Raw genomic sequence first — 23,252 nt, 5'->3', positions numbered from 1 at the left:
TCGGTACCGGATCAGAAGGAGCGGGGCAGGCCCAGGATGTGCTCAGCCACGTAGGACAGGATCAGGTTGGTCGAGATGGGGGCAACCTGGTAGAGGCGGGTCTCGCGGAACTTGCGTTCGACATCGTATTCCGTGGCGAAGCCGAAGCCGCCATGGAACTGCAGGCAGGCGTTGGCGGCTTCCCAGGATGCGTCGGCTGCGAGCAGCTTGGCCATATTGGCCTGGGCGCCGCAGGGTTCGTGCGCGTCGAACAGGCGGCAGGCTTCATAGCGCATGAGGCTGGCGGCTTCGACGTTGATGTGGGCGCGGGCAATGGGGAACTGCACGCCCTGGTTTTGGCCAATAGGGCGGCCGAATACCATGCGTTCCTTGGCGTAGGCGGTGACCTTGTCCACGAACCAGTAGCCGTCGCCGATGCACTCGGCGGCGATGAGGGTGCGTTCGGCGTTCAGGCCGTCCAGGATGTACTTGAAACCTTTGCCTTCTTCGCCGATCAGGTTCTCTTCGGGGATTTCCAGGTTGTCGAAGAACAGCTCGTTGGTCTCGTGGTTGACCATGTTGGGGATCGGCCGGATCGACATGCCGTGCTTCACCGCGTGATGCAGGTCCACGAGGAAGATCGACATGCCTTCCGATTTGCGCGTGACCTGGTCCAACGGCGTGGTGCGCGCCAGGAGGATCATCAGGTCGGAATGCTGCACGCGAGAGATCCAGACCTTTTGGCCGTTGATGACGTAGCGGTCGCCGCGTTTGACGGCGGTGGTCTTGATCTTGGTGGTATCGGTGCCGGTGGTGGGTTCGGTCACGCCCATCGACTGCAGACGCAGTTCGCCGGCGGCGATGCGGGGGAGGTATTCGCGTTTCTGGGCCTCGGAGCCGTGGCGCAGCAAGGTGCCCATGTTGTACATCTGGCCGTGGCAGGCGCCAGAGTTGCCGCCGCTGCGGTTGATTTCTTCCATGATGACCGAGGCTTCGGTAAGCCCCAGGCCGGAGCCGCCGTATTCCTGTGGGATCAGCGCGGCCAGCCAGCCCGCCTCGGTCAGGGCGCGGACGAAGGCTTCAGGGTAGCCGCGTTCTTCGTCGACCTTGCGGAAATATTCGGAGGGGAACTGGGCGCAGAGGTCGCGCACGGCTTCGCGGATGTCCTGGTAGGCGTGGGAGGCGTTGGGCATGATGCTGTTTTCTGTATGGGTAATGGATCGTTGCAGCGTTCAATGTGCCGCAAAGCAGCCGTCCCTGCCAATTCACAATTGCTTAATACGGGGTTCGGTTTCATGACGGGAGTTTGTCATCGGGACGTCGGGGTTGTGTCAAGAAATTGCCAAACTGCATGGCCATAATCCGCCAGAACGCCGCCGCGGGCGGCAGGTTCTGTACGGATGGATATGCGGAAAAACATCAAGGTCACCACGGCGTTGTCTGCCATTCTTGCGTTGTTTGTGGTGCTGTTCGCGGTGGCGGCGGCAGCGGGCATCGCTGTGCTGCGCGAGAACCGCGCGGATATCGAGGCCCTGGGCCGAGGCAGCATCGAGCGCGCCAGCGACCTGGCGGACCTGACAAGCCGGCTGTTCCAGGCGCGCGCCGCGCTCACGGACGCCAAGACGGCGATGGAGGGCGGCCTGGAAGAGGCGCGCAACCAGTCTTTGGAGCAGGCGGACACGCTCTTCAAGCAGGCGGCAGCCAGCCTGACGCGCCTGCGCGAAAATCCTGATACGAGCGCCCAGGGCGCGCCGCTATTCGACGGCGTGCTGGCAGCCTACGCCGCCTTCGCCGAGCAGACGCTGGCTCCCATGCACACGGCGATCAAGGGCTGGAATGGGATCGAGGTGAACCGTCTGGTGGACAAGGTGCTGCCGGCCAGCGGCGCTGCCTATGTGAAGCAGGCCGGCGCCTATCAGACCTATGCGCGAGACCAGGGCCAGGCCGCGGTCGCCAGCGCCAGTCTTACGCTGGAGCGGGTGATCGCGGTGGCGGCGGGCGTGCTGGCGTTGGTTCTGCTGCTGGCCGTGCTGATCCGGCTGGCTTTCCGCCGGAACATCCTGAGGCCCTTGAACGAGGCCGGTGCGCATTTCGACCGCATCGCCGACGGCGACCTGACGGGCGCGATTGCGATGCGCGGCGACAACGAGATCGGCGTCCTGTACAGCGCCATGCGGCGCATGCAGACGGGGTTGTCGGCGGCCGTGGCTTCGGTGCGCCACGGCGTGGAAGAAATTCATACCGGCTCGGGCGAAATCGCAGCGGGTGGCGCGGACATGTCGGATCGCACGGCGCGCCAGGCGGGGTCGCTGCAGGAAGCGTCGGCCAACATGATGCAGCTGGCGCACACCGTGCAGCTAACCGCGGGTAACGCCGATCTGGCCAGCCGACAGGCGCTTGGCGCCACCCAGCTGGCGCAACGTGGCGGCGAGGCGGTCGAGGAAGTCGTGCAGAGCATGCAGGGCATTGCCGAGAGCGCCCGTCGTATTGGCGAGATTGTCGGCGTGGTGGACAGCATCGCTTTCCAGACCAATATTCTCGCGCTCAACGCCGCCGTGGAAGCGGCGCGCGCGGGCGAGCAGGGCAAGGGATTTGCGGTGGTGGCGGGCGAGGTGCGGTCGCTGGCCCAGCGCAGCGCGCAGGCCGCCAAGGAAATCAAGGGCTTGATCGACGACTCGGCCGCGCGCGTGCAGGCGGGCGTGCGGCAGGTCGGCGTGGCGGGAGATACCATGCGCGACATGCTCCAATCGGTGGATCGCGTGACGCAGATCGTGGCCGAGATCTCCAGCGCCACCGCCGAACAAGCTGCCGGCATCGCCTCGGTGAATCAGGCCGTGGCGGACATTGAGCGCTCCACCCAGGAAAATGCCGCCATGGTGGAGCAGACCGCCGCCGCGGCCGCCGCCCTGGAAGCCCAGGCCCAGGGGTTGCGCCGCGCGGTGTCGGTGTTCCAGATCGCCCAGCCGGCCAGCACTGCGGCCCGGCAGGACTCAACTGTCGAGCTGCGGCAGGATGCCGCCGGTGTAGCGCTCGGCCACCAGCGACAAGTTCCCGTGCTTGACCTTGTGCTTGACATGCGCGGCGGCCGACGCGATGTCCTCAGGGCGGATGCGCTCGCATAACGACGGCGTCACGGTGAGGGCGCCCACGCCCAGCGTCACAAAGGGAAAGTAGCGGGGCACCCCGTAGCGGTCCTCCGCTTCAATCCCGCCGTTGCGGCGGCCTTCGTCGTCGTACAGGTCCATGGCGCGGTCGTTGAATTCCGCGATGATGCGTCGCACCCGAGCCATCCAGTCAGGACTGCGCAGCAGCACCACGAAATCGTCGCCGCCCACATGGCCGACGAAGTCGCGCTGGGGATCGCAGTGGCGCTTGATGACTTCGGCCGTGAGCATGATCATGTCGTCGCCGCGCCAATAGCCATAGACGTCGTTGAAGGGCTTGAAGTTGTTCAGGTCGCCATAGCAGATGGTGAAGTCGTCCGCGTCCTCCAGCAGGGTGGCAATGTGCCGGCTGATGGGAATGTTGCCGGGCAGGGAAGTCAGCGGATTGGCGTAGCGCGCCGCTTCGATGCGCATTTCCGTCACCGAGCGCACCAGCGTTTCGCCGGTGGCCAGGCCATCGTAGCGGCCTTCGCGTGTAATGATCAGGCCGTCCATCAAATAGCGCTGGTCTTCGGAGATCAGCACATGGCTCAGCTGATCGATGGATACGTCCAGGTCGACCAGCACCGGTTCGGCGTTCATGAACGTGGAGCAGGCGTCCCGTCCGAAGAGTTCGCGTGTGTAGCGCTGCGCGTAATGTTCGGAGAAGTCGCGGCGGTTGATGATGCCAACCGGGCGATTGTCGTCATCCACCACCGCCACGGCGTGCATGTCTTTGTGCTCGATGAACAGCCGGTGCACGTCGTCATTGGTGTGCCCGGTCAGCTGAACGGCTGGGGCCTCGACGCGCAGGCTGGCGGCGGTGCCTCCCGCGCCGCGTTGGGCCGGGGCGGCAGGTGAGCGTTGCCTCAACGAGTCCCGCAAGGGGGGAGCGAGCTCGGTCAGCAGCGTTTCGTCGGGCCGGCCCAGCAACCAGCCTTGCGCGTACCGGATGTCCATTTCACGCACCACCGCCAAATCCTCGGCGGTTTCGATACCCTCGGCCACGATGGTCGTACCGAGGTGCTGCGCCACTTTCAGGATGGCGCGCACCATGTTTTGTTTGCGTTCGTCATGGCCGATACCGTCGAAGAAGTAGCGGTCGATCTTGACCAGGTCCGGCTGCATTTCGGCCCATAGCTGGAGATTGGAATTGCCCACGCCATAATCATCCAGCGCGACCCGCATGCCGTATGCGCGCAGGCAGGCGAATGCGCCCGCCAGCTCCGCCATATGCTCGGACAGGGGATCCTGTTCGGTCAGCTCGACAATGATGCTGGACGGCGCCAGTGAGCAATTCTTGAGCAGGCGCTGGGGCATTTCCTCGCCCCACAGGGTCCAGTAGTGAAGCAGCGCCGAGCCGGACAGGTTCAGGAACAGCATGCCGGCGGCGTCGTGCTGATGAAAACCCTGGGCGCCGGCGCGAAAGCTCGCGAGCTCCAGCTGGGGATGCAAGCCTTGGCGGCGGGCCTCGGCAAACAGGGCGTCGGGAAAGTGCAAGGCCGTGTCGGCGGGCCCGCGGATCAGGCTTTCATGACCGTAGATGCGACTGTGGGAAAGATCGACCACCGGCTGGAACCGCGGGCGCAACAGCCGTTCGCGCAAGATGCCGGCAAGGCTCACGTGCGCTGACGCGCAGTCCAGGGGAGTTGAGGGCGCGCGGGCCGCTACCGGCCGGGGCAAAGCGTGAATGGGGTCCATCGCCGGTGCGTTCAGATACTATCAGTGACAAGTTTGATCATATTGACAACGGAATATGTCTGCGTTGTTTCGCCGACGGCTGGCGCGCCATCTTCAGGCAGCGGCCGTCCGGCTGTCAACACAGATCCCGCCATATCCTTCCAACGCACGTGGGCATCGCGCGTACCGGGCGGCGCGCGACGCCGGCGCCCTATACAATTTGCCCATGACTGCTCCCAAGATTCCCGATTCCCTGCGCCGCGTCGTGCTGGCCTCCAATAACGCCGGCAAGTTGCGCGAGTTCTCCGCCTTGTTCGCGCCCCTGGGCATAGAGCTGGTGCCCCAAGGCGAACTGGGGGTGCCCGAAGCCGAAGAACCTCACGTTACGTTCGTTGAGAATGCGCTGGCCAAGGCCCGCCATGCGAGCCGCCTGACCGGCTTGCCAGCCCTGGCGGACGACTCCGGCCTGTGCGTGGCGGCACTGGACGGCGCGCCGGGCGTGTATTCGGCGCGCTATGCCAAGATGCATGGCGGCGAAAAGTCCGACCAGGCCAATAATGATCTGCTGGTGCGCAAGCTGGCCGGTGTCGCGGACCGTAGCGCCTGGTATGTCGCCGTGCTTGCGTTGGTGCGTTCCGAGAATGACCCGCGGCCGCTCATCGGCGAAGGCCTGTGGCATGGCGAGATCATCGACCAGCCCGAAGGCGCCAACGGGTTTGGCTACGACCCGCATTTCTACCTGCCCGACCAGGCCCTGACCGCCGCCGCCCTGGACCCGGAGGAAAAGAACCGGCTAAGCCACCGCGCCCGCGCGTTGCGCGAACTGTTGAGCAAGCTGAGCCAGGCTTGACGAGAACGCCGCACGGCGCCTGGTCCAGGAATTACGCATGTCCATCATCATTCCCATCCGCAACGACCTGGGCGCGCAGCCGTCGCGCCTGAAGGTTCCGGCCGGCGCCACGCTGACCAGCCTGCCGCCCCTTTCGGTCTACGTGCACGTACCGTGGTGCGTGCGCAAATGTCCTTATTGCGACTTCAATTCGCACGCTGCGGCGGGCGAGATTCCGGAACGCGCCTATCTGGATGCCTTGCGCAGCGATCTCGAGCAGGCGCTGCCCTCCATCTGGGGGCGCCAGGTGGTGTCGGTGTTCATCGGCGGGGGCACCCCCAGCCTGCTGTCATCGGCGGGGCTGGACGAACTGCTCGCGATGCTGCGCGCCTGTCTGAACCTCTGGCCTGACGCCGAGATCACGATGGAGGCCAATCCCGGCACCGCCGAGGCCGGGCGTTTCCGCGACTATGCCGCCAGCGGCGTGACGCGGTTCTCGCTGGGCATCCAGAGTTTCGACGACGCACAGTTGAAAAAGCTGGGCCGCATCCACGACAGCGCGCAGGCGAGGGCGGCGATCGAGATGGCGCAGCGCGCGGTCCCGCGCGTCAACCTGGACATGATGTTTGCCCTGCCCGGACAGACGCTGGACGCCTGTGTGGCGGATCTTCGGCAAGCCGTGGCGTTTGGCACCGAGCATCTCTCGCTCTATCACCTCACGATGGAGCCCAATACCGTCTTCGCGAAGTTTCCGCCCGAAGACCTGCCCGACGACGACACCAGCGCAGCCATGCAGGACGCCGTTGAAGCCGAGCTGGCGGCGGCGGGCCTCGCGCGCTATGAAGTTTCCGCGTATGCCAAGCCCGGCGCCCGCTGCCGCCATAACCTGAATTACTGGGAGTTCGGCGATTACCTCGGCCTGGGTCCCGGCGCGCATGGCAAGCTGTCCTTCCATGACCGCATCTTGCGCGAGGCACGCCTGCGCGGGCCCGAGTCCTGGATGCAGGCCGCCATGGCCCGGGACGGCAGCCATATCGCCGAAAGCCGCCAGGTCGGCCCAGATGAGCTGCCCTTCGAATTCATGTTGAATGCCTTGCGGCTGAAGGACGGTGTCGCGGCCACCGCGTTCCATGAACGCACCGGCCTGTCGCTGGCGGCCATTGCGCACCAATTGGAGGCAGCATCCCGGCGGGGCTTGCTGGATGCCGACCCCACGCGGCTGCGGGCCACTCCATTGGGCTGGAGATTCCTCAATGACCTGCAGGAAATGTTCCTGTAGCCTCAATGCACCATAGTGGGGCGTTCATGCCCCACTATTTGCACCATTATGGTGCTACATTTTCCAATGACCGAGCCGACTTCCCCGGGGAATCCCGGGGGTAGAACCTGGCACGCTTATTGCTTCCCTCTTTTATGCCAGTCGACGGGTGGAGCCCTCGACCTTTTTATCTAATGGAGATGACATGGCAAGCCCGAAAGACGTCCTGAAACAGATCGCCGATAACGAAGTCAAATTCGTGGATTTCCGCTTTACCGACACGGTTGGCCGCGAGCACCACGTTTCCGTGCCCGTCAGCCAGATCGACGAAGACAAGCTGGAAAGCGGGCAGGCTTTCGACGGTTCGTCGATCCCGGGTTGGAAGGGCATCGAAGCGTCCGACATGCTGCTCATCCCCGACTGCGCCACCGCCAACCTGGATCCGTTCCGCGAAGAGCCGACCATGATCCTGTCGTGCGACGTGGTCGAACCCTCCGACCTGAAGGGCTATGACCGCGACCCGCGTTCGCTGGCCAAGCGCGCCGAAGCCTACCTGAAGTCCTCCGGCCTGGGCGATACCGCCTATTTCGGTCCGGAACCTGAATTCTTCGTGTTTGACGGCGTGACCTGGAATAGCGACATGTCCGGCACTTTCGTCAAGATCAAGTCCGAAGAAGCGCCCTGGTCCTCGGGCCTGGAGTTCGAAGGCGGCAACACCGGCCACCGTCCCACCGTCAAGGGCGGCTACTTCCCCGTGCCGCCGGTCGATTCGTTCCAGGACATGCGTTCGGAAATGTGCCTGCTGATGGAACAAATGGGCGTGCCGGTCGAAGTGCACCACCATGAAGTGGCCGGCGCCGGCCAGCTCGAAATCGGCACCAAGTTCAGCACCCTGGTGCAGCGCGCCGACTGGACGCAGATCGTCAAGTACGTGATTCACAACGTGGCCCACGCCTACGGCAAGACCGCCACGTTCATGCCCAAGCCCATCGTCGGCGACAACGGCTCCGGCATGCACGTCCACCAGTCCATCTGGAAGGACGGCCAGAACTTGTTCGCGGGCAACGGCTACGCCGGCCTGTCCGAATTCGCGCTGTACTACATCGGCGGCATCATCAAGCACGCTCGCGCGCTGAACGCCATTACCAACCCCGGCACGAACTCGTACAAGCGCCTGGTTCCGCACTACGAAGCGCCCGTGAAGCTGGCCTATTCGGCCCGCAACCGCTCGGCCTCGATCCGCATCCCGTACGTGGGCAATCCGAAGGCCCGCCGCGTCGAAGCGCGTTTCCCGGATCCCCTGGCCAACCCGTACCTGGCTTTCTCGGCCCTGATGATGGCCGGCCTGGACGGCGTGCAGAACAAGATTCACCCCGGCGATCCCGCCGACAAGAATCTGTACGACCTGCCGCCGGAAGAAGACGCCAAGATCCCGACCGTCTGCGCGTCGCTGGAGCAGGCTCTGGAAGCCCTGGACAACGACCGCGAGTTCCTGACCCGCGGCGGTGTGTTCAGCAACGACATGCTCAGCGCCTACATCGACCTGAAGATGGGCGATGTGAACCGTCTGCGCATGACGCCGCATCCCGTCGAGTTCGACATGTACTACAGCCTCTGATGCGTTGAGGCCGTAGCTGGAGGTCGCGCGATGTAGGCAGAAACCAGGGCCCACACCACGCGCACCCCCAGCTCGCGGTTCGACGTATTGCCCGCCAGGCGCAACGCCCGGCGGGCAGCGCGCCGGATTCCGGCGCTGCCGTCGCATTCCGCCTTCCCCTCACATTCGGGTATGTAGAAAATGAATGTAGAAGCTCTCGATTTGCTAGCCACGTCCGTTTTCCTGGTCAACGAACGCGGTCATATCGAATACGCCAATGCGGCCGCGGAAGACTTGTTCGGCCGTTCGCGCAAGCAACTGAGCGGCCATTCCGCCGCCACGTTGTTCGACAGTCCGGAAAACATCCAATCCTCCATCGATCGCGCCGCCGCCGGCCGCTACGCCGACGTCAGGCAGCTTGCCTCGTTGCGCCGTGCCGCCGAGTCCGTGGAAGTGTCGGTGACGACGATCGGACTGACGGGCCAGCCTTGGCCCGTGCTGATTGAAACCCGCGAGATCGAGCAGCGCGTGCTGGCCGACCGCAACCACCGGCTGGTTGACGAGATCGAAGCCCACCGCGAACTGCTGCGCAACCTTGCGCATGAAGTCAAGAATCCCCTGGGCGGTCTGCGCGGCGCCGCGCAATTGCTCGAAGCCGAGCTGCCCAGCGCAGCCCTGGCCGAATATACCCAGGTCATCATTTCCGAAGCCGACCGCCTGCAGGCACTGGTGGACCGCCTGAGCGGTCCGCAACGTGTGCCGCTGAACGCGCGGCCCGTGAACATCCATGAAATCTGCGAGCGCGTCTGCGCGCTGATCCAGGCCGAATTCCGCAATGACGTCACGCTGCTGCGCGACTACGATGCCTCGGTGCCCGACCTGAAGGGCGACGCCGCCCGTCTGATGCAGGCTGTTCTGAATGTGGCGCGCAATGCGGCGCAGGAACTGGTCGCGCGGCCCCAGGGGCCGCAAACCGAGCCGGGCGTGGTCACGCTGCGCACGCGTGTGGCGCGGCAAGTGATGCTGGCCCACCGGCAGCACCGCCTGGCGCTGGTGCTGTCCATCATCGACAACGGTCCCGGCGTGCCGGATCAGATACGGGACCGCATCTTTCATCCGCTGGTCACCGCCCGGGCAGGGGGCACCGGGCTGGGCCTGAGCCTGGCGCAGGACTTCGTGCAGCAGCACGGCGGCATCATCGAATTTGAATCCCGGCCCGGCCGCACCGAGTTCCGCCTGGTCCTTCCGATGGAGCCTGCACACTGATGAAACCCGTATGGATCGTCGATGATGACCAGGCTATCCGCTGGGTCCTGGAAAAGGCCCTGGCCCGCGCCGGGGTCCCCACCCGCAGTTTTTCCCAGTCGGCCGAGGTGCTGGAAGCGCTAGCGCGCGAAACGCCCGCCGCGCTGGTGTCCGATATCCGCATGCCTGGCGGGAACGGCCTGGAACTGCTGCGTCAGCTGAAAGAACGCAATCCGGGCTTGCCCGTGATTGTGATGACGGCGTTCGCCGACCTGGACAGCACAGTGTCCGCCTTCCAGGGGGGCGCTTTCGACTACCTGGCCAAGCCGTTCGATGTGAATGAGGCGGTAGCGCTGATCCAGCGCGCCATGCAGGAGTCGGCGCAGCCCGAAAATCCTGAAGCGCAGGGCGAGTCTGCACAGAACAACGAACGCTGGATGATGACGCAGTCCTCGTCCACCGCCATGCAGGAGGTGTTTCGCGCGATCGGCCGGCTGGCCCAGTCCAAGGTCACCGTGCTGATCACGGGCGAGTCCGGCACCGGCAAGGAGTTGGTGGCACGCGCCTTGCACGGCCACGGCGTGCGCGCCAGCGGCCCCTTCGTGGCGTTGAACGCGGCGGCCATTCCGCGCGACTTGCTGGAGGCCGAGCTGTTCGGCCACGAGCGTGGCGCGTTCACGGGCGCCAACAATCTGCGCCGCGGCCGCTTCGAAGAGGCGCACGGCGGCACGCTGTTCCTGGACGAAATCGGCGACATGCCGATCGAGTTGCAGACGCGTCTGCTGCGCGTGCTGGCCGAGGGCAGTTTCTACCGCGTCGGTGGCGCGCAACCCGTGCGCGTCGACGTGCGTATCGTGGCGGCCACCCACCAGCCGCTGGAGCAGCGGGTAGAGCAGGGGCTGTTCCGCGAGGACTTGTTCCACCGCCTGAATGTGATCCGGCTGCGCCTGCCGCCGCTGCGCGAACGGGTTGAGGACATTCCGGCGCTGGCGAGCCATTTCCTGACCGCCAGCGCCCGCGCCCTGGGCGTGCCGGTCAAGCGCCTGACGCCGGAAGCGCTGGCCGTGCTGTCCAAGTTCGACTTCCCGGGCAACGTGCGCCAGTTGGAGAACTTCTGCCACTGGTTGACGGTGATGGCGCCCGGCCAGACGGTGGAGCGGGCGGACTTGCCGCCGGAAATCCGTGCCATGGAGCACCAGCAGCAGCCAGGTCCGGCGCCGACGCTTTCGCGCCCCGCGGCGCCGATGGCGGGCGTGGGCACCGTGGTGCAGGCTGCCGCGTCCGTGGATGAAGGATCGCCGCGCAACTGGCAGGATTCGCTGTTGCGCGATGCGCAGTACCGACTGGAACGCGGCGAGCCCGCGGTCATGGCGACGTTGACGCGCCAGTTCGAGAAAATCCTGCTGCAAAGCGCATTGGATGCCAGCCGTGGCCGCCGTGTGGAAGCGGCCACGCGCCTGGGTATCGGCCGCAACACCATCACGCGCAAGCTGCGCGAGCTGGGCATCGAAGACGAGTGAGGGTGGGGCGCGCGGTGCGCGCCTTATCCCATCCCCAGCAGGCTTTCGCACAGCCGTGGCGACTTCAGTTTCTGCAGCCACCATTTCAAGGCCTCGCCTGGTGGTTCCGAGCGCCAGGCATAGGCTAGGTGTTCCGTCAGGGACATGCCTTCATCCGTTTCGCACACCACCAGCAGTCCCTGCGCCAGATAGGGCGCGGCCAGCGTCAGCGGCAGATAGCCGCACCCCAGGCCGCGCACCTGCGCGTCTATCTTGGCCTGCATGGTGGGCATGACCAGGGTGGGCTGTTCGGCCAGGATGCCGCGCGTTTGCGGCGCCAGGTTGCGGGAAGTGTCCGCCACCACCACGGCGCAGTAGCGGGTGATGTCGGCGCGGCTCAAGGGCTGCGGCAGGGCAGCAAGCGGATGGTGCGCGGCCACGCAGAAGCCGAACTGAGATTGCCCGATGGCTTGCGAGCGATATGGGCCGGTGGGCTCTCCTGCTGCGCCCGCGCCGATAACGAGGTCGGCTCGTCCCGAGGTCAGCGCGTCCCAGTTGCCGCTTAGCACTTCACTGGAAAAACGCAGCGTGGTGGCGCTGCCCAATGCCTGGAATTCTTCTATCAAGTCGTATAGCGGCCGCCACGGCAGGACCGCGCTGACCGCGATGCGCAATTCCACTTCCCAGCCCGTCGCGATGCGCTTGACCCGGCAGGCCAGGTCGTCCAGCGATTGCAATACATGGCGTCCGTCCTTCAGCAATGTTTCGCCGGCCGGGGTCAATAGCGCGCGGTGCCCCGAACGGTCGAATAACAACACGTCCAGCCCGTCTTCCAGCTTGCGGATCGAGTAGGTCACCGCGGAAGGCACCTTTCCCAGTTCGCGTGCCGCCTTGGCAAAGCTGCCGTGGCGCGCGATGGCGTCCACCAGGACGAGCAGTTCTGGGGTGATGGCTTGCATGATGACGGGCTCCGGAGCAGATATTCAAAAAATTTGAATGGTTCCGTCAAAATATAGCGCCAAACATGCGAGGCTGCACGCGCACAATATCACTCATGCCGGTGATGCAGCAGCTTCCAGCGATAGAATGAATGGCAAGCCCGGCTGCATAACCATTCACATAATTGAAATAGGAGTCCGCAATGCTTACCACTCGCCGCGCCGCTGAACGGGGTCACGCCAACCATGGATGGCTGGACTCGTTTCACACCTTTTCCTTCGCCAACTATTACGATCCGGCCCACATGGGATTTGGCGCCCTGCGCGTGATCAATGACGACCGCATCGCGGCCGGCCGCGGCTTCGGCACGCACGGCCATCGCGACATGGAGATCATCACCTATGTGCTGGACGGCGCGATCGCCCACAAAGACAGCATGGGCAGCGGTTCGACCATTCAGCCGGGCAACGTGCAGCGCATGAGCGCAGGCCGCGGCGTGATGCACTCGGAGTTCAACCCGCTGTCGGATCGGGAAACGCACATGCTGCAGATCTGGATCGAGCCCGACGTGGCCGGTATTGCGCCGGAATACGAAGAGCGCAGCTTCAGCGACGAGCAAAAGCGCGGTCGGCTGCAGGCCCTGGTATCTTCTGATGGCGTGGACGGTTCGATGAAGATCCATCAGGACGCGCGCCTGTATGCGGGGCTTTTCGACGGCGATGAAGCGGCAGTCCTTGATCTGGCAGCCGGCCGCCGCGCCTGGGTGCACGTGGCGCGCGGCAGCCTGACCGTCAACGGGGTCGAACTCTCGGCCGGTGACGCGCTTGCCATCACCGATGAGCCTCGGGTCGAGCTCTCGGCGGGCAAGAATGCCGAAGTGCTGGTTTTCGACCTGGCCTGAAGCAGCATGGCTGGCGAGCGGCTCGCGCTTGCCAGCCCGTACCATTTTTCCATGCAAGCGGCTGGCCTTAAGATGGGCCTTGGCCCCAACAACCGGCCCTAGGCCTCAATACCCGGAGACCCGATCATGTCCACCTTGTCCGAAGCAGGCGAAAGCCAGATTGAATCCGTCGTGGTGCCGCGCACCAGCGACCTGGGCGGCTTTTCCGTGCGCCGCGCAATTCCGTCCGCGCAGCGCCGCACCGTGGGGCCTTTTGTTTTCCTGGATCACATGGGTCCGGTCGAATTTACGCCCGGTTCGGGCATCGACGTGCGTCCGCATCCGCATATCGGCCTGTCCACCGTGACTTATCTGTACGAAGGGTCCATGGTGCACCGCGACGGGGCGGGCAATACCCAGACCATCCTGCCGGGCGAAGTCAACTGGATGACGGCCGGTCGCGGCATCGTGCATTCGGAACGCTCTTCGCCCGAAAGCCGGCAGGCCGCGCAACGCCTCTGTGGCCTGCAGATCTGGGTGGGCCTGCCTAAGGAACACGAGGAAACCGATCCCGGCTTTACGCACTACGGGCTGGACGCGCAACCGGTGATCGAAGGCGAGGGAGTGCGAGCCCAGGTGGTGGCGGGTTCGCTATTCGGCAAGACATCGTCGGTGAAAACGCTGTCGCCGCTGTTTTATGGCGACCTGCAGCTGCAGGCGGGCGCGACCACGGTGTTACCGGCCGAGCACGAAGAACGTGCTGCCTATTTGGCGCAAGGCACCGTGGAGATCGACGGACAGGAGTTCGAGAGCGGCCGCCTGGTCGTGTTCGCTCCCGGCCGTCCGGTGCAGATCCGTGCCAAGACCGCGGCGCGCTTCGCCGTGCTGGGTGGCGAGCCCTTGGACGGCCCGCGCTTCGTCTGGTGGAACTTCGTCTCCAGCAACAAGGACCGTATCGAACAGGCCAAGCAGGATTGGCAGCGCAACCGTTTTGACCAGATCGTGCCCGGCGACGAGACCGAGTACATCCCGCTGCCCGAACCGCGCGCCTGAGCAGGCGGCGACCCTGCCGCGCGGGCATCGCGCGGCAGGCAGTATGATGCGCCTCCAACCGCAACAACAATCCGGGACGGAGACATCATGCATCGTTATACCTACAACGCGCTGCGCGGCTTGGCCGCGCTGGCGCTGATCCAGGGCGCCAACGCGGCAATCGCCGCCGGCTATCCGGCCAAACCCATTACTTTCATCGTGCCCTATACCGCAGGCGGTACCACTGACTTGGTGGCGCGCACAGCGGGCCAGAAAGTGGCTGAAAAGCTGGGTCAGCCCGTTATTGTGGAAAATCGGCCAGGCGCGGGTGGCAATATCGGGATGGATGCGGTGGCCAAGGCGGCGCCGGATGGCTACACCATCGGTTTCGGCGCCATATCCACGAACGCGTTGAATCCCTTTGTCTATCCGTCCATGCCTTTCGATCCGACCAAGGATTTCACGGGCGTCAGCATGCTGGGCGCATCCACCGTGGTGCTGGAAGTCGGCCCCGCCTTGAAGGTGGACAGCGTCAAGGACCTCGTCGCCTATGCCAAGCAGCATCCGGGCACTTCATTCGGCACGCCGGGCACCGGCACCTCCATGCATTTGGCTGGCGTGATGTTTGATCAGTTGACCGGCGCGGGCATGCAGCACATTCCGTACAAGGGCAGCGCGCAGGGGCTGAACGACCTGCTGGGCGGCCACCTGCCGGTCATGTTCGACAACCTGCCGGCGTCTTTGCCGCATATCAAGGCGGGCAAGGTCCAGGCCCTGGCGGTGACGGGCAGCAAGCGAGCGCCCGCCTTGCCGGACGTGCCGACGTTGGCCGAGCTGGGGTATGAGGCCGCCGTGGTGGATCCGTGGTTTGCGGTCTATGGCCCTGCAAAGATGTCGCCGGAAGCGACCAAGGCGCTGAGCGACGCCTTCCAATGGGCGCTGGCCTTGCCGGAAGTGAAGACCAAGCTGGAGCAGGCCGGCTTCATGCCTTATGGCTCCACGCCCCAGGAGGTAGAGCGCTTGACGCAAAGCCAGCACGAGGCCTTCAAGGCGCTTTCGCAAAAAGTGAAGCTGTCGGCCGACTGATCGGCCGGCGTTACCTCAGCGGCCGCGGGCGTACGCCTGCTCGCGCCGCTCTTCCAGGGCTTCCCGGCGGATGAAGTCGCGCACGAAGTCGCTGGCCGGATGGTGGTGCAGGTTGTAGGGCGTATCCCACTGCGCAATGCTGCCTTTGGACATGACGCCTATACGGTCGGCAATGGCGAAAGCCTCGGCCTGGTTGTGCGTCACCAGGATGGCCGTGTGGCCGGTCGTCTTCAGGATGTCGCGCACTTCGAATGCCAGGCGCTCGCGCGTGTCCACGTCCAGGTTCGAGAAAGGCTCGTCCAGCAGCAGCAGGTCGGGCGAGGGGGCCAGCGCGCGCGCCAGCGCCACGCGTTGCTGCTGGCCGCCGGAGATTTCGTGCGGGTAGCTATTGGCCGCGTGCGCCAGGCCCACGAGTTCCAGCATTTCCTCCACGCGGCGAGCCCGCTCCGGACGCGCCATTTTTCGTAGGCCGAAGGCCACGTTGAGCGCCACCGTCAGGTGCGGGAACAACGCATAGTCCTGGAACATCATGCCGACGCGGCGGTGCTCGGGCGCGACCTGGACGGTGGGCGATGAGATCACCGTGCCGTCCAGCAGGATGCGTCCGGCACGTACCGGTTCGAATCCGGCAATGGCGCGCAGTACCGTCGTTTTGCCGCAGCCGGATTCACCCAGCAGACAACCGATATGGCCGACGGGCAGGCCCAGCGTCAGGTCCTGCACCACGGGCTTGAGCCCCGCCGGCGTGTCGTAGGCGAGGGAGAGGTGATCGAGTTCTAACAGATCGGGCACGATGATCAATGTCCCATTTTCAGATTGGTGCGCGCCAGCAGGATGACGGGGAACAGGCCGGCCAGGACGATGGCCAGCGCCGCGACGGCGCCTTCTTCATAGGTGCCGCGGGCCGCCTCCGCATAGAGCCAGGTGGCGAGTGTGTCGAAATTCATGGGCCGCAACAGTAGCGTGGCCGGCAATTCCTTCATGGCGTCCACGAACACCAGCAAGGCGCTGGCCGCAAGCGCGGGCCGCAACAATGGCAGATGCACGCGGCGCAGGGTGCCTGCGGAGCTTTCGCCCAAGAGGCGCGACGCCTGTTCCAGCGAAGGCGGGATGCGGGCCAGCCCGGCTTCCAATGCGCCGGTTGAAATCGCCAGGAAGCGGATTGCATAGGCGCAGACGAGTGCGCCCATTGAACCCATCAGGAAAAGGCCGGTGCCGCCGAATACCTTGGCGACCGCCGTATCGATCCAGACGAACGGGGTAAGCAGGCCGATGGCCAGCACCGTGCCCGGCACCGCATAGCCCAGGCTGGCGATGCGCGCGCAGGCGCGGCCCGGGTTGAAGCCCGAACTCTCGCGCAGGGTGCGGCCGGCCCAGGCGACGATCAGTCCGCACAGCAAGGTAACGATGGTGGCGCTGAAGGCCACGATCAGCGTGTTGCTCAAGCCGTTGAGCAGCTGTTGCGACACACCCCCAACGAGGTGCATGCGCTTGTAGGTTTCCACGACCAGATACAGCGCGGGCGCGACAAAACCGATCAGCACGGGAATCCAGCCCAGCACTGCCGCGACGGCCGCGGCGGCGCCGCGCAGGCGGCGTGGCTGCATCGGACGCATGCGCTGCGTATTGGCATAGCGCTGGCGCTTGCGGCCGTGACGTTCGAGCAGGATCAGGCCGATGACAATCGCCAGCATGGTGAGCGCGATCTGGGCCGCGCCGGCCAGATCGGAACGGGTAACCCAGGTGGTGTAGACCGACACCGTCAGCGTCTGCACGCCCAGGAATTCGGACGCGCCGATGTCATTCAGTGTTTCCAGCAGCGCCAGGCTGACGCCCACCACGATAGCGGGCCGGGCCAAGGGCAGGGCAACGCGGCAGAACACGGCGATGCGGCCGGCGCCCAGGGTGCGTGCGGCTTCCAGCAGGCTTGCGGCCTGCGTCATGAACATGACGCGCGTGCTGAGGTACACGTAGGGATACAGCACAAAGCCCAGCACGAAGATGGCGCCGTAGATCGAGCGCAGGTCCGGCAGGCGGAACTGACGCGGACTGTCGTAGCCTAGCAGTGTGCGGATCGCCGTCTGTATCGGACCGATCGGATGCAGCAGGTCGAGATAGGCGAAGGCGATGATGTAGGTCGGCACCGCCAGCGGCAGCAGCAGCGCCCAGGTCAGGACGCGGCGGGTAGGGAAGTCGTAGGCGGTCACGAGCCAGGCCGCGCCCGTGCCCAGCAGGGTGACCAGCACGCCCACGCCGGCCAACAGCATGGCGGTATTGGCCAGCGCCTGGGGCAATACATAATTGGCGAGATGCTGCCAGTGGGAAAGCTCGCCGCCCAGCGCCCACCATCCCAGCGTCAGCAGGGGAGCCAATACGGCCAGCGCGATCAGGGCGGCGCCGGCCAGCCAGCCGGCCCCGCGTTCAGTCCAGCGCAGACGCAGCGGCCGGGGCAAAGAATCTGTGTGCATGCTTCAAGTCGATTGCATCAATGGCAAGGCCTGCTCCCTCGGAAAAGGGAGCAGGCCCTACGCGCGGGCCTGGGCGCGGCCCCCGCGTTTCTTACTGCCACCTGGAAGGCGTCGCGCCGCGAGGCGTGGCCTCCCATGGGCTTATCAGTTGTCGAAACCGACCTTGTCCACCAGTTCGCTGGCTTGCTTGCGATGCTTGGCGATTTCGGTCAGCGGCAGCGGGTCCACCTTCAGTTCGCCAAAGCTGGCGATCACGGGATCCAGCTTCACGCCCTTGCGGACGGGGTATTCATAGTTGGCCTGGGCGTAGAGGGCCTGGGCCGGCTCGGAGACCAGGAAGTCCAGCAGCTTGACGGCATTGGCCTTGTTGGGCGCGTGGGCAGCAACGGCCGCGCCGCTGACGTTCACGTGCGTGCCGCCGCTCTTTGCGTTGGCAAACGTCGGCCGGATGACCTTGATGGCATCGCCCCACTTGCGGGCGTCGGTGCCGGGTTCCGCGTTCTTCATGTGGCCGACGTAATAGGCATTGGCCAGGCCGATGTCGCAGATGCCGCCCAGGATGTCGCGTGCCACGTCGCGGTCGCCGCCTGCGGCCTTGCGGGCCAGGTTGGCCTTGACGCCGCGCAGCCATTTTTCGGTGGCTTCCGCGCCATCGTGCGCAATCATCGAGGCGACCAGCGCGGTGTTGTAGGGGTGTTGGCCCGAACGGATGCAGACCTTGCCTTTCCACTTGGGGTCGGCCAGATCTTCGTAGCGGAAGGCTTCCAGCTTCAGGTCCTTTTCCACGTACAGCACACGGTCGCGCAGCGACAGGGCGTACCACTTGCCGTCGGCGCCGCGCAGGTTGGCCGGAATGACGGATTCCAGGGTTTCCGATTTGATCGACTGGGTCACGCCGCCGTCCACCAGGTCCAGCAGATTGCCGATGTCCACCGTCATCAACACGTCGGCGGGCGACTTGGCGCCTTCGGCCTTGACGCGTTCCAGCAGGCCGTCCTTGACGAAGACTGTATTGACCTTGATGCCGCTTTCTTTGGTGAAGGCGTCCAGCAGTGGCTGGATCAGCTTCGGTTCCCGGGTGGTGTACAGGCTGACTTCCTCGGCTGCGTTAGCCGACACGGTGAAGGCGGCAGCGCCGGCCAGCGCCAGGGCGCGCAGCAGCGAGTTCAATTGGGGACGCTTGTTCATGAGGAGGTGCTCCGGCTAGGGCTGCAGAGGGAATTCCAGGTATCTGGGGCATCCCGCCGCTCAAAACAGTCTGCTAACGAAAATGATTATCAAATGAGAACGCGACGATAACAGGAAGCAAAGCGGCGTTCAACTCCTAGTAAGTCTGCCAGGGCATGGGCTTGATCCCCATCAATACGGCATAAGGGTATTACGGAATAATGAGAGCAGTTATCATCAAGACCCTGTAGAATAGGGTCAACCCTAATGCCGGCCGCGTCTTTTTTGCGGCACGGAATGACCCAGCGGCGCAAACCGGACCCACGGCCCGGGGCCGGCCGCCCTTACTTGATACGACATGGCTGCTTTCAACACAGAGCGCGTACTAAGCGTGCACCACTGGAACGACACCCTGTTTTCCTTCACCACGACGCGTGACTCGGCCTTGCGGTTCCACAATGGCCACTTCGTGATGATCGGACTGGAAGTTGAAGGCAAGCCTCTGCTGCGGGCCTACAGCATCGCCAGCGCCAACTACGAAGAGAACCTCGAATTCCTCAGCATCAAGGTGCAGAATGGCCCGCTCACGTCGCGCCTGCAGCACCTGAAAGAAGGCGACACCATCCTGGTCAGCCGCAAGCCTGTCGGCACGCTGGTCGTCGACGACCTCAAGCCGGGCAAACACTTGTTCCTGTTCGGCACGGGCACCGGCCTGGCCCCCTTCATGAGCATCATCAAGGACCCGGACGTCTACGAGCGTTTCGACAAGGTCATCCTGGTGCATGGCGTGCGTTGGGTCAGCGAACTGGCCTACGCCGACTTTATCGAAAATGAATTGCCGAACAACGAATTCTTCGGCGACGTCGTGCGCGAGAAGCTCGTGTACTACCCGACGGTGACGCGCGAACCCTTCCGCAACCAAGGCCGCATCACCGAACTGATGGAAAACGGCAAGCTGTGCCAGGACATCGGCATTCCCCAGATCAATCCGGAAACCGATCGCGCGATGATCTGCGGCAGCCCGCATATGTTGGCCGACATCAGCGCCATGCTGGACAAGCGTGGCTTCACGGTCTCGCCGGGAGTGGGCCAGCCGGGCGACTACGTGGTCGAGCGCGCTTTCGTGGATAAATAAGCCACAGGCAAGCCACCAACCAGAAAAACCCATCGCATCGCTGCGATGGGTTTTTTGTTTTCCGGCGTCCGATTAGGGTTAGCCCGCTGTGGCCGGGCGAGGTCAATCCTTATAATTCGTCCATAAAGTAAACATATTGTCCATAATATGGAAGGATAAAAGAGATGCCCGTAGACCAACCCGACGCTGAGCCCCTCACTCCATACCAGTATCCAAATCCGCCGGATGCCTTGCCCGAACTGGTGGTCCCGCATGCGATTCCCACGGACGAAAGGCTTTGGGTGCCCCAAGCGGAAAACGTATGGTTCCGGCCGCTCTGTCTGAACGCGAGCCAGGGTTACTGGATGAACCTGTTGCGTGTGCGCAAGTCCGGCGTGCTCAGCCGCCACCGGCATCCACAGGCCGTGCACGGTTTCGTGCTGAAAGGCCGCTGGCGCTATCTCGAACACGACTGGGAAGCCACCGAAGGCAGCTATGTGTTCGAACCGCCCGGCGAAACGCACACGCTTTACGTGCCGCCAGACGTGGAGGAAATGATCACGTTTTTCCAGGTCAATGGCGTCATGTACTACACCGACCCTTGGGGCAAGGGCATGGGCTATGAAGACGTGTTCACCAAGATCGACATGTGCCGCAAGCATTTCGCAGCGGTCGGCCTGGGCGAAGACTATGTGAAGCAGTTCATACGCTGAACGACCGCATTCCAACCCGCAGCACATAAAACATATACCGGAGACACCATGAAACGTCGTGCGTTCAATCGCTGCATTCTTTCCGCGCTGCTGGCCGGCGCCGCGCTGGCCGCGGGGCCTGCGGCACAGGCGCAGAACTTCCCCAACAGGGCCATCGAGATCGTGGTGCCGTTTGCCGCGGGCGGTGGCACGGACGCGATGGCGCGCGCCATGGGCGACGCGTCGCGCACGCATTTGCCGCAGCCGATCGTAGTGTTGAACAAGCCGGGCGCGGCGGGCGGCATCGGCCTGACCGAAGTTGCGAACGCCAAGCCCGACGGCTACAAGCTGGCATTGGTGACGGCTGACATGGTGATCATTCCGCACTTGGGGCTGACCAAGACGACCTATGAGAAGTTCACGCCCATCATCCAGCTCAATGCGGATCCTTCGGCCATTACCGTGGCGGCCGATTCTCCGTACAACACGATCGAGGCATTCCTGGATGCGGCGCGCGCCAAGCCGGAGAGCATGCAGGTGGGTAATGCGGGCATAGGTTCTATCTGGCACCTGGCGGCGGCCGCGCTGGAGGACAAAACGGGCGCCAAGTTCAACCACATTCCGTTCAACGGGGGCAACCCCGCGGTGCTGGCCTTGCTGGGCGGACACATCGACGCCGTGGCGGTCAGTCCCGCGGAGGTGATGCAGTACGTCAAGGCGGGCAAACTCAAACCGCTGGCGGTCATGGCCGACGCGCGCGTGGCGGGCTTCGAGAACGTGCCGACGCTGAAGGAACGCAACATCGATCTGTCCATCGGCACGTGGCGGGGCATCGCCGCGCCCAAGGGCACGCCGCAGCCAGTGCTGGATACCTTGAGCGCGGCGTTCCGCCAGGCGGCCGCCGAAAACAGCCTCAAGCGTTTCATGGCGGAGCAGAATCTGGGTTACGCGGTGGCGGACCAGCAGACCTTCACCGCCCTGATGGAGCGCGATAACGCCACCTTCAAGAACCTGATCGAGAAATTCGGCATGCGCCAGTAGACCTGGCCGGCCAAGACAAGGAGCAAGACATGGATTTGGGTATTGCCGGCAAGACGGCGCTGGTGGGCGGCGCCAGCAAAGGCCTGGGTTACGGCTGCGCGCTGGCGCTGGTGCGTGAAGGTGTCAACGTAGTGATCGTTGCGCGCGGCGCAGAGGCGCTCGAAGCCGCGAGGCAGCAATTGCTTAAGGCGCGGCCGGACGCCGCGGCCTTTGTTAAGGCCGTGGCGGCCGACATCACGACCCCGCAAGGACGCGAGGCGGTGTTCGCGGCGCATCCGGACTACGACATCGTGGTTACCAATGCGGGCGGGCCCCCGCCCGGGGACTTCCGCGATTGGGGCCGGGAGCAATGGCTGAACGCGGTCGAGGCCAACATGCTCACGCCGATCGAGCTGATCAAGGCCACTGTGGACGGCATGGCGGAGCGCGGCTTCGGACGCATCGTCAACATCACTTCCAGCGCGGTCAAGGCGCCCATCGACATCCTGGGGCTGTCCAATGGCGCGCGCAGCGGGCTGACCGGGTTCGTGGCGGGCGTGGCGCGCAGCCATATCGCCGCCCGCGGCGTGACGATCAACAACCTGCTGCCCGGCGCCTTTGCGACCGACCGGCTGAGCTCGGCCCTGGCGGCTTCGGCGGCCAAGACCGGGCAGGATGCCGAGAAGGTAAGAGCCGAACGCCAGGCCGCGATTCCAGCCCGCCGATTCGGCAACGCGGAGGAGTTCGGCGCCATCTGTGCCTTCCTGTGCAGTGTTCATGCGGGCTACGTCACCGGGCAGAACGTGCTGGCCGACGGCGGTGCCTATCCCGGCACTTTCTGAGCGAGCGGCGATGACGTATCAAGCAGAGTTGTTTGCCGGAAAGACGGCGCTGGTGACCGGCGCGACCCAAGGTATCGGCGCGGCCGTCGCCAACAGGCTGGCCGCACTGGGGGCCCGCACCATCGCCGCCGGGCTGCAATCCGATACGGGGGAGTTGGCCCCGGGCATTGAAGTGCGTATCGCAGACGTCAGCCAGGCCGATGACGTCGCGGGCCTGTTGCACGGGCTGGACGAGCTGGACATCGTGGTGAACTGCGCCGGCATCATCCGTCGAGGCGCGGAACACGATCCTGCCGTATTCGAACAGGTGTTGGCCATCAACCTGACTGGCACCATGCGCGTGTGCACCGCCGCTCGGGAACGGCTTGCGCGGCGCGGGGGCTGCATCGTGAACACCGCCTCCATGCTCAGCTTCTTCGGCGGGTCATTGGTGCCGGCCTATGCGGCCAGCAAGGGCGGGGTGGCGCAACTGACCAAGTCGCTGGCACTGGCGTACGCGGCGCAAGGCATCCGGGTTAACGCAGTCGCGCCTGGCTGGATCGCCACGCCGTTGACCCGCGCTCTGCAGGACGACCCCGAACGCGCGGGGCCTATCCTGCAGCGCACGCCGCTGGGCCGTTGGGGCAAACCGGAAGACGTGGCCGAAGGCGTGGTGTTCTTGTGCGCGCCCGCGGCCTCGTTCATGACCGGTGTGATCCTGCCAGTGGATGGCGGCTACCTGGTGGCCTGACGGGCAGCCTGGCCGTATGCCAGGGCCAGTGTTTGCGGGGATAATGGCGGGG

19 protein-coding genes and 1 pseudogene are annotated in these 23,252 nt (G+C 64.6%); 14 read left to right on the top strand and 6 right to left on the bottom strand.

The window, feature by feature from the left end; translation table 11 throughout:
- Positions 1 to 11 precede the first annotated feature (11 nt).
- Positions 12 to 1,172: an acyl-CoA dehydrogenase family protein gene (locus tag VCS63_RS15065; RefSeq protein ID WP_059375802.1), complete on the bottom strand. Its 1,161-nt coding sequence runs from the start codon at positions 1,170 to 1,172 to the stop codon at positions 12 to 14.
- A 207-nt stretch (positions 1,173 to 1,379) separates the two neighbouring features.
- Here VCS63_RS15065 and VCS63_RS15060 point away from each other — a divergent pair.
- Positions 1,380 to 2,819 (top strand): annotated as a pseudogene (locus VCS63_RS15060) (methyl-accepting chemotaxis protein); the annotation flags it as partial.
- Between the two features lie 150 nt (positions 2,820 to 2,969).
- Here VCS63_RS15060 and VCS63_RS15055 read toward each other — a convergent pair.
- Positions 2,970 to 4,745 (bottom strand): EAL domain-containing protein, encoded by a 1,776-nt coding sequence (locus tag VCS63_RS15055; protein ID WP_082884579.1) that lies wholly within the window; start codon positions 4,743 to 4,745, stop codon positions 2,970 to 2,972.
- Positions 4,746 to 5,028: 283 nt separating this feature from the next.
- On the opposite strand from VCS63_RS15055, the gene rdgB reads away from it, so the two are divergent.
- The 5 genes from rdgB to ntrC all read left to right on the top strand — a co-directional run bounded on the left by rdgB (position 5,029) and on the right by ntrC (position 11,251).
- Positions 5,029 to 5,652 (top strand): RdgB/HAM1 family non-canonical purine NTP pyrophosphatase, encoded by a 624-nt coding sequence (gene rdgB / locus VCS63_RS15050; protein ID WP_042797076.1) that lies wholly within the window; start codon positions 5,029 to 5,031, stop codon positions 5,650 to 5,652.
- A gap of 37 nt (positions 5,653 to 5,689) precedes the next feature.
- The gene (hemW, locus tag VCS63_RS15045) at positions 5,690 to 6,910 is read left to right on the top strand and encodes a radical SAM family heme chaperone HemW (RefSeq protein ID WP_063959717.1); all 1,221 of its coding nucleotides are present in this window, start codon (positions 5,690 to 5,692) and stop codon (positions 6,908 to 6,910) included.
- Between the two features lie 184 nt (positions 6,911 to 7,094).
- Positions 7,095 to 8,507 carry a type I glutamate--ammonia ligase gene (glnA, locus tag VCS63_RS15040; RefSeq protein WP_042793689.1) on the top strand — a complete coding sequence of 471 codons (1,413 nt, stop codon included), beginning with the start codon at positions 7,095 to 7,097 and terminating at the stop codon, positions 8,505 to 8,507.
- A gap of 180 nt (positions 8,508 to 8,687) precedes the next feature.
- Positions 8,688 to 9,752 carry a nitrogen regulation protein NR(II) gene (gene glnL, locus VCS63_RS15035; protein WP_323880226.1) on the top strand — a complete coding sequence of 355 codons (1,065 nt, stop codon included), beginning with the start codon at positions 8,688 to 8,690 and terminating at the stop codon, positions 9,750 to 9,752.
- The gene (ntrC, locus tag VCS63_RS15030; protein WP_175201018.1) at positions 9,752 to 11,251 is read left to right on the top strand and encodes a nitrogen regulation protein NR(I); all 1,500 of its coding nucleotides are present in this window, start codon (positions 9,752 to 9,754) and stop codon (positions 11,249 to 11,251) included. Before glnL ends, ntrC begins: the two co-directional genes overlap by 1 nt.
- A gap of 23 nt (positions 11,252 to 11,274) precedes the next feature.
- On the opposite strand, the gene VCS63_RS15025 is transcribed toward ntrC, so the two are convergent.
- Positions 11,275 to 12,189, bottom strand: a complete 915-nt coding sequence (locus tag VCS63_RS15025; protein WP_042793686.1) for a LysR family transcriptional regulator — start codon at positions 12,187 to 12,189, stop codon at positions 11,275 to 11,277.
- 182 nt (positions 12,190 to 12,371) lie between these two features.
- Between VCS63_RS15025 and VCS63_RS15020 the strand changes: the two genes are divergently transcribed.
- The 3 genes from VCS63_RS15020 (at position 12,372) to VCS63_RS15010 (ending at position 15,167) form a co-directional block, all read left to right on the top strand.
- On the top strand, positions 12,372 to 13,070 hold the full coding sequence (locus VCS63_RS15020) for a pirin family protein (RefSeq protein WP_323880224.1): 699 nt from the start codon (positions 12,372 to 12,374) through the stop codon (positions 13,068 to 13,070).
- 126 nt (positions 13,071 to 13,196) lie between these two features.
- Entirely contained in the window at positions 13,197 to 14,102 is a 906-nt protein-coding gene (locus tag VCS63_RS15015) for a pirin family protein (protein WP_323880223.1), read from the top strand.
- 87 nt (positions 14,103 to 14,189) lie between these two features.
- Positions 14,190 to 15,167 carry a tripartite tricarboxylate transporter substrate binding protein gene (locus VCS63_RS15010; RefSeq protein WP_323880222.1) on the top strand — a complete coding sequence of 326 codons (978 nt, stop codon included), beginning with the start codon at positions 14,190 to 14,192 and terminating at the stop codon, positions 15,165 to 15,167.
- Positions 15,168 to 15,182: 15 nt separating this feature from the next.
- Here the strand turns inward: VCS63_RS15010 and VCS63_RS15005 are convergent, their stop codons facing one another.
- The 3 genes from VCS63_RS15005 to VCS63_RS14995 form a co-directional block, all read right to left on the bottom strand.
- Positions 15,183 to 15,959: an ABC transporter ATP-binding protein gene (locus VCS63_RS15005; RefSeq protein ID WP_042797075.1), complete on the bottom strand. Its 777-nt coding sequence runs from the start codon at positions 15,957 to 15,959 to the stop codon at positions 15,183 to 15,185.
- Between the two features lie 5 nt (positions 15,960 to 15,964).
- Positions 15,965 to 17,635: an ABC transporter permease gene (locus tag VCS63_RS15000; protein ID WP_063640533.1), complete on the bottom strand. Its 1,671-nt coding sequence runs from the start codon at positions 17,633 to 17,635 to the stop codon at positions 15,965 to 15,967.
- Positions 17,636 to 17,779: 144 nt separating this feature from the next.
- Entirely contained in the window at positions 17,780 to 18,823 is a 1,044-nt protein-coding gene (locus VCS63_RS14995; RefSeq protein WP_042793681.1) for a Fe(3+) ABC transporter substrate-binding protein, read from the bottom strand.
- 337 nt (positions 18,824 to 19,160) lie between these two features.
- Between VCS63_RS14995 and VCS63_RS14990 the strand changes: the two genes are divergently transcribed.
- The 5 genes from VCS63_RS14990 (at position 19,161) to VCS63_RS14970 (ending at position 23,200) form a co-directional block, all read left to right on the top strand.
- A complete protein-coding gene (locus tag VCS63_RS14990) occupies positions 19,161 to 19,937 on the top strand; it encodes a ferredoxin--NADP reductase (RefSeq protein WP_042793680.1) in 777 nt (258 codons plus the stop codon).
- 164 nt (positions 19,938 to 20,101) lie between these two features.
- Positions 20,102 to 20,629: a 2,4'-dihydroxyacetophenone dioxygenase family protein gene (locus VCS63_RS14985; RefSeq protein ID WP_042793679.1), complete on the top strand. Its 528-nt coding sequence runs from the start codon at positions 20,102 to 20,104 to the stop codon at positions 20,627 to 20,629.
- A gap of 48 nt (positions 20,630 to 20,677) precedes the next feature.
- On the top strand, positions 20,678 to 21,649 hold the full coding sequence (locus VCS63_RS14980) for a tripartite tricarboxylate transporter substrate binding protein (RefSeq protein WP_042793678.1): 972 nt from the start codon (positions 20,678 to 20,680) through the stop codon (positions 21,647 to 21,649).
- 29 nt (positions 21,650 to 21,678) lie between these two features.
- Positions 21,679 to 22,470, top strand: a complete 792-nt coding sequence (locus VCS63_RS14975; protein ID WP_042793677.1) for an SDR family oxidoreductase — start codon at positions 21,679 to 21,681, stop codon at positions 22,468 to 22,470.
- 10 nt (positions 22,471 to 22,480) lie between these two features.
- Positions 22,481 to 23,200, top strand: coding sequence for an SDR family NAD(P)-dependent oxidoreductase (locus VCS63_RS14970; RefSeq protein WP_063640535.1), 720 nt, complete (start codon positions 22,481 to 22,483; stop codon positions 23,198 to 23,200).
- Positions 23,201 to 23,252: the final 52 nt, after the last annotated feature.

Origin of the sequence: Achromobacter sp. D10 (genome assembly GCF_035282245.1) — a bacterium.
GTDB lineage: Bacteria > Pseudomonadota > Gammaproteobacteria > Burkholderiales > Burkholderiaceae_B > Achromobacter > Achromobacter insolitus.
The sequence above is the reverse complement of the archived record's forward strand: the minus strand, read 5'-3'. Positions and strand labels throughout refer to the sequence as shown.

Excerpts from the sequence above, each read along its gene's own strand:
- VCS63_RS15065 (WP_059375802.1), bottom strand. The coding sequence starts at position 1,172 with ATGCCCAACGCCTCCCACGCCTACCAGGACATCCGCGAAGCCGTGCGC.
- rdgB (WP_042797076.1), top strand. The coding sequence starts at position 5,029 with ATGACTGCTCCCAAGATTCCCGATTCCCTGCGCCGCGTCGTGCTGGCC.
- hemW (WP_063959717.1), top strand. The coding sequence starts at position 5,690 with ATGTCCATCATCATTCCCATCCGCAACGACCTGGGCGCGCAGCCGTCG.
- glnA (WP_042793689.1), top strand. The coding sequence starts at position 7,095 with ATGGCAAGCCCGAAAGACGTCCTGAAACAGATCGCCGATAACGAAGTC.
- glnL (WP_323880226.1), top strand. The coding sequence starts at position 8,688 with ATGAATGTAGAAGCTCTCGATTTGCTAGCCACGTCCGTTTTCCTGGTC.
- ntrC (WP_175201018.1), top strand. The coding sequence starts at position 9,752 with ATGAAACCCGTATGGATCGTCGATGATGACCAGGCTATCCGCTGGGTC.
- VCS63_RS15025 (WP_042793686.1), bottom strand. The coding sequence starts at position 12,189 with ATGCAAGCCATCACCCCAGAACTGCTCGTCCTGGTGGACGCCATCGCG.
- VCS63_RS15020 (WP_323880224.1), top strand. The coding sequence starts at position 12,372 with ATGCTTACCACTCGCCGCGCCGCTGAACGGGGTCACGCCAACCATGGA.
- VCS63_RS15015 (WP_323880223.1), top strand. The coding sequence starts at position 13,197 with ATGTCCACCTTGTCCGAAGCAGGCGAAAGCCAGATTGAATCCGTCGTG.
- VCS63_RS15010 (WP_323880222.1), top strand. The coding sequence starts at position 14,190 with ATGCATCGTTATACCTACAACGCGCTGCGCGGCTTGGCCGCGCTGGCG.
- VCS63_RS15000 (WP_063640533.1), bottom strand. The coding sequence starts at position 17,635 with ATGCACACAGATTCTTTGCCCCGGCCGCTGCGTCTGCGCTGGACTGAA.
- VCS63_RS14995 (WP_042793681.1), bottom strand. The coding sequence starts at position 18,823 with ATGAACAAGCGTCCCCAATTGAACTCGCTGCTGCGCGCCCTGGCGCTG.
- VCS63_RS14990 (WP_042793680.1), top strand. The coding sequence starts at position 19,161 with ATGGCTGCTTTCAACACAGAGCGCGTACTAAGCGTGCACCACTGGAAC.
- VCS63_RS14985 (WP_042793679.1), top strand. The coding sequence starts at position 20,102 with ATGCCCGTAGACCAACCCGACGCTGAGCCCCTCACTCCATACCAGTAT.
- VCS63_RS14980 (WP_042793678.1), top strand. The coding sequence starts at position 20,678 with ATGAAACGTCGTGCGTTCAATCGCTGCATTCTTTCCGCGCTGCTGGCC.
- VCS63_RS14975 (WP_042793677.1), top strand. The coding sequence starts at position 21,679 with ATGGATTTGGGTATTGCCGGCAAGACGGCGCTGGTGGGCGGCGCCAGC.
- VCS63_RS14970 (WP_063640535.1), top strand. The coding sequence starts at position 22,481 with ATGACGTATCAAGCAGAGTTGTTTGCCGGAAAGACGGCGCTGGTGACC.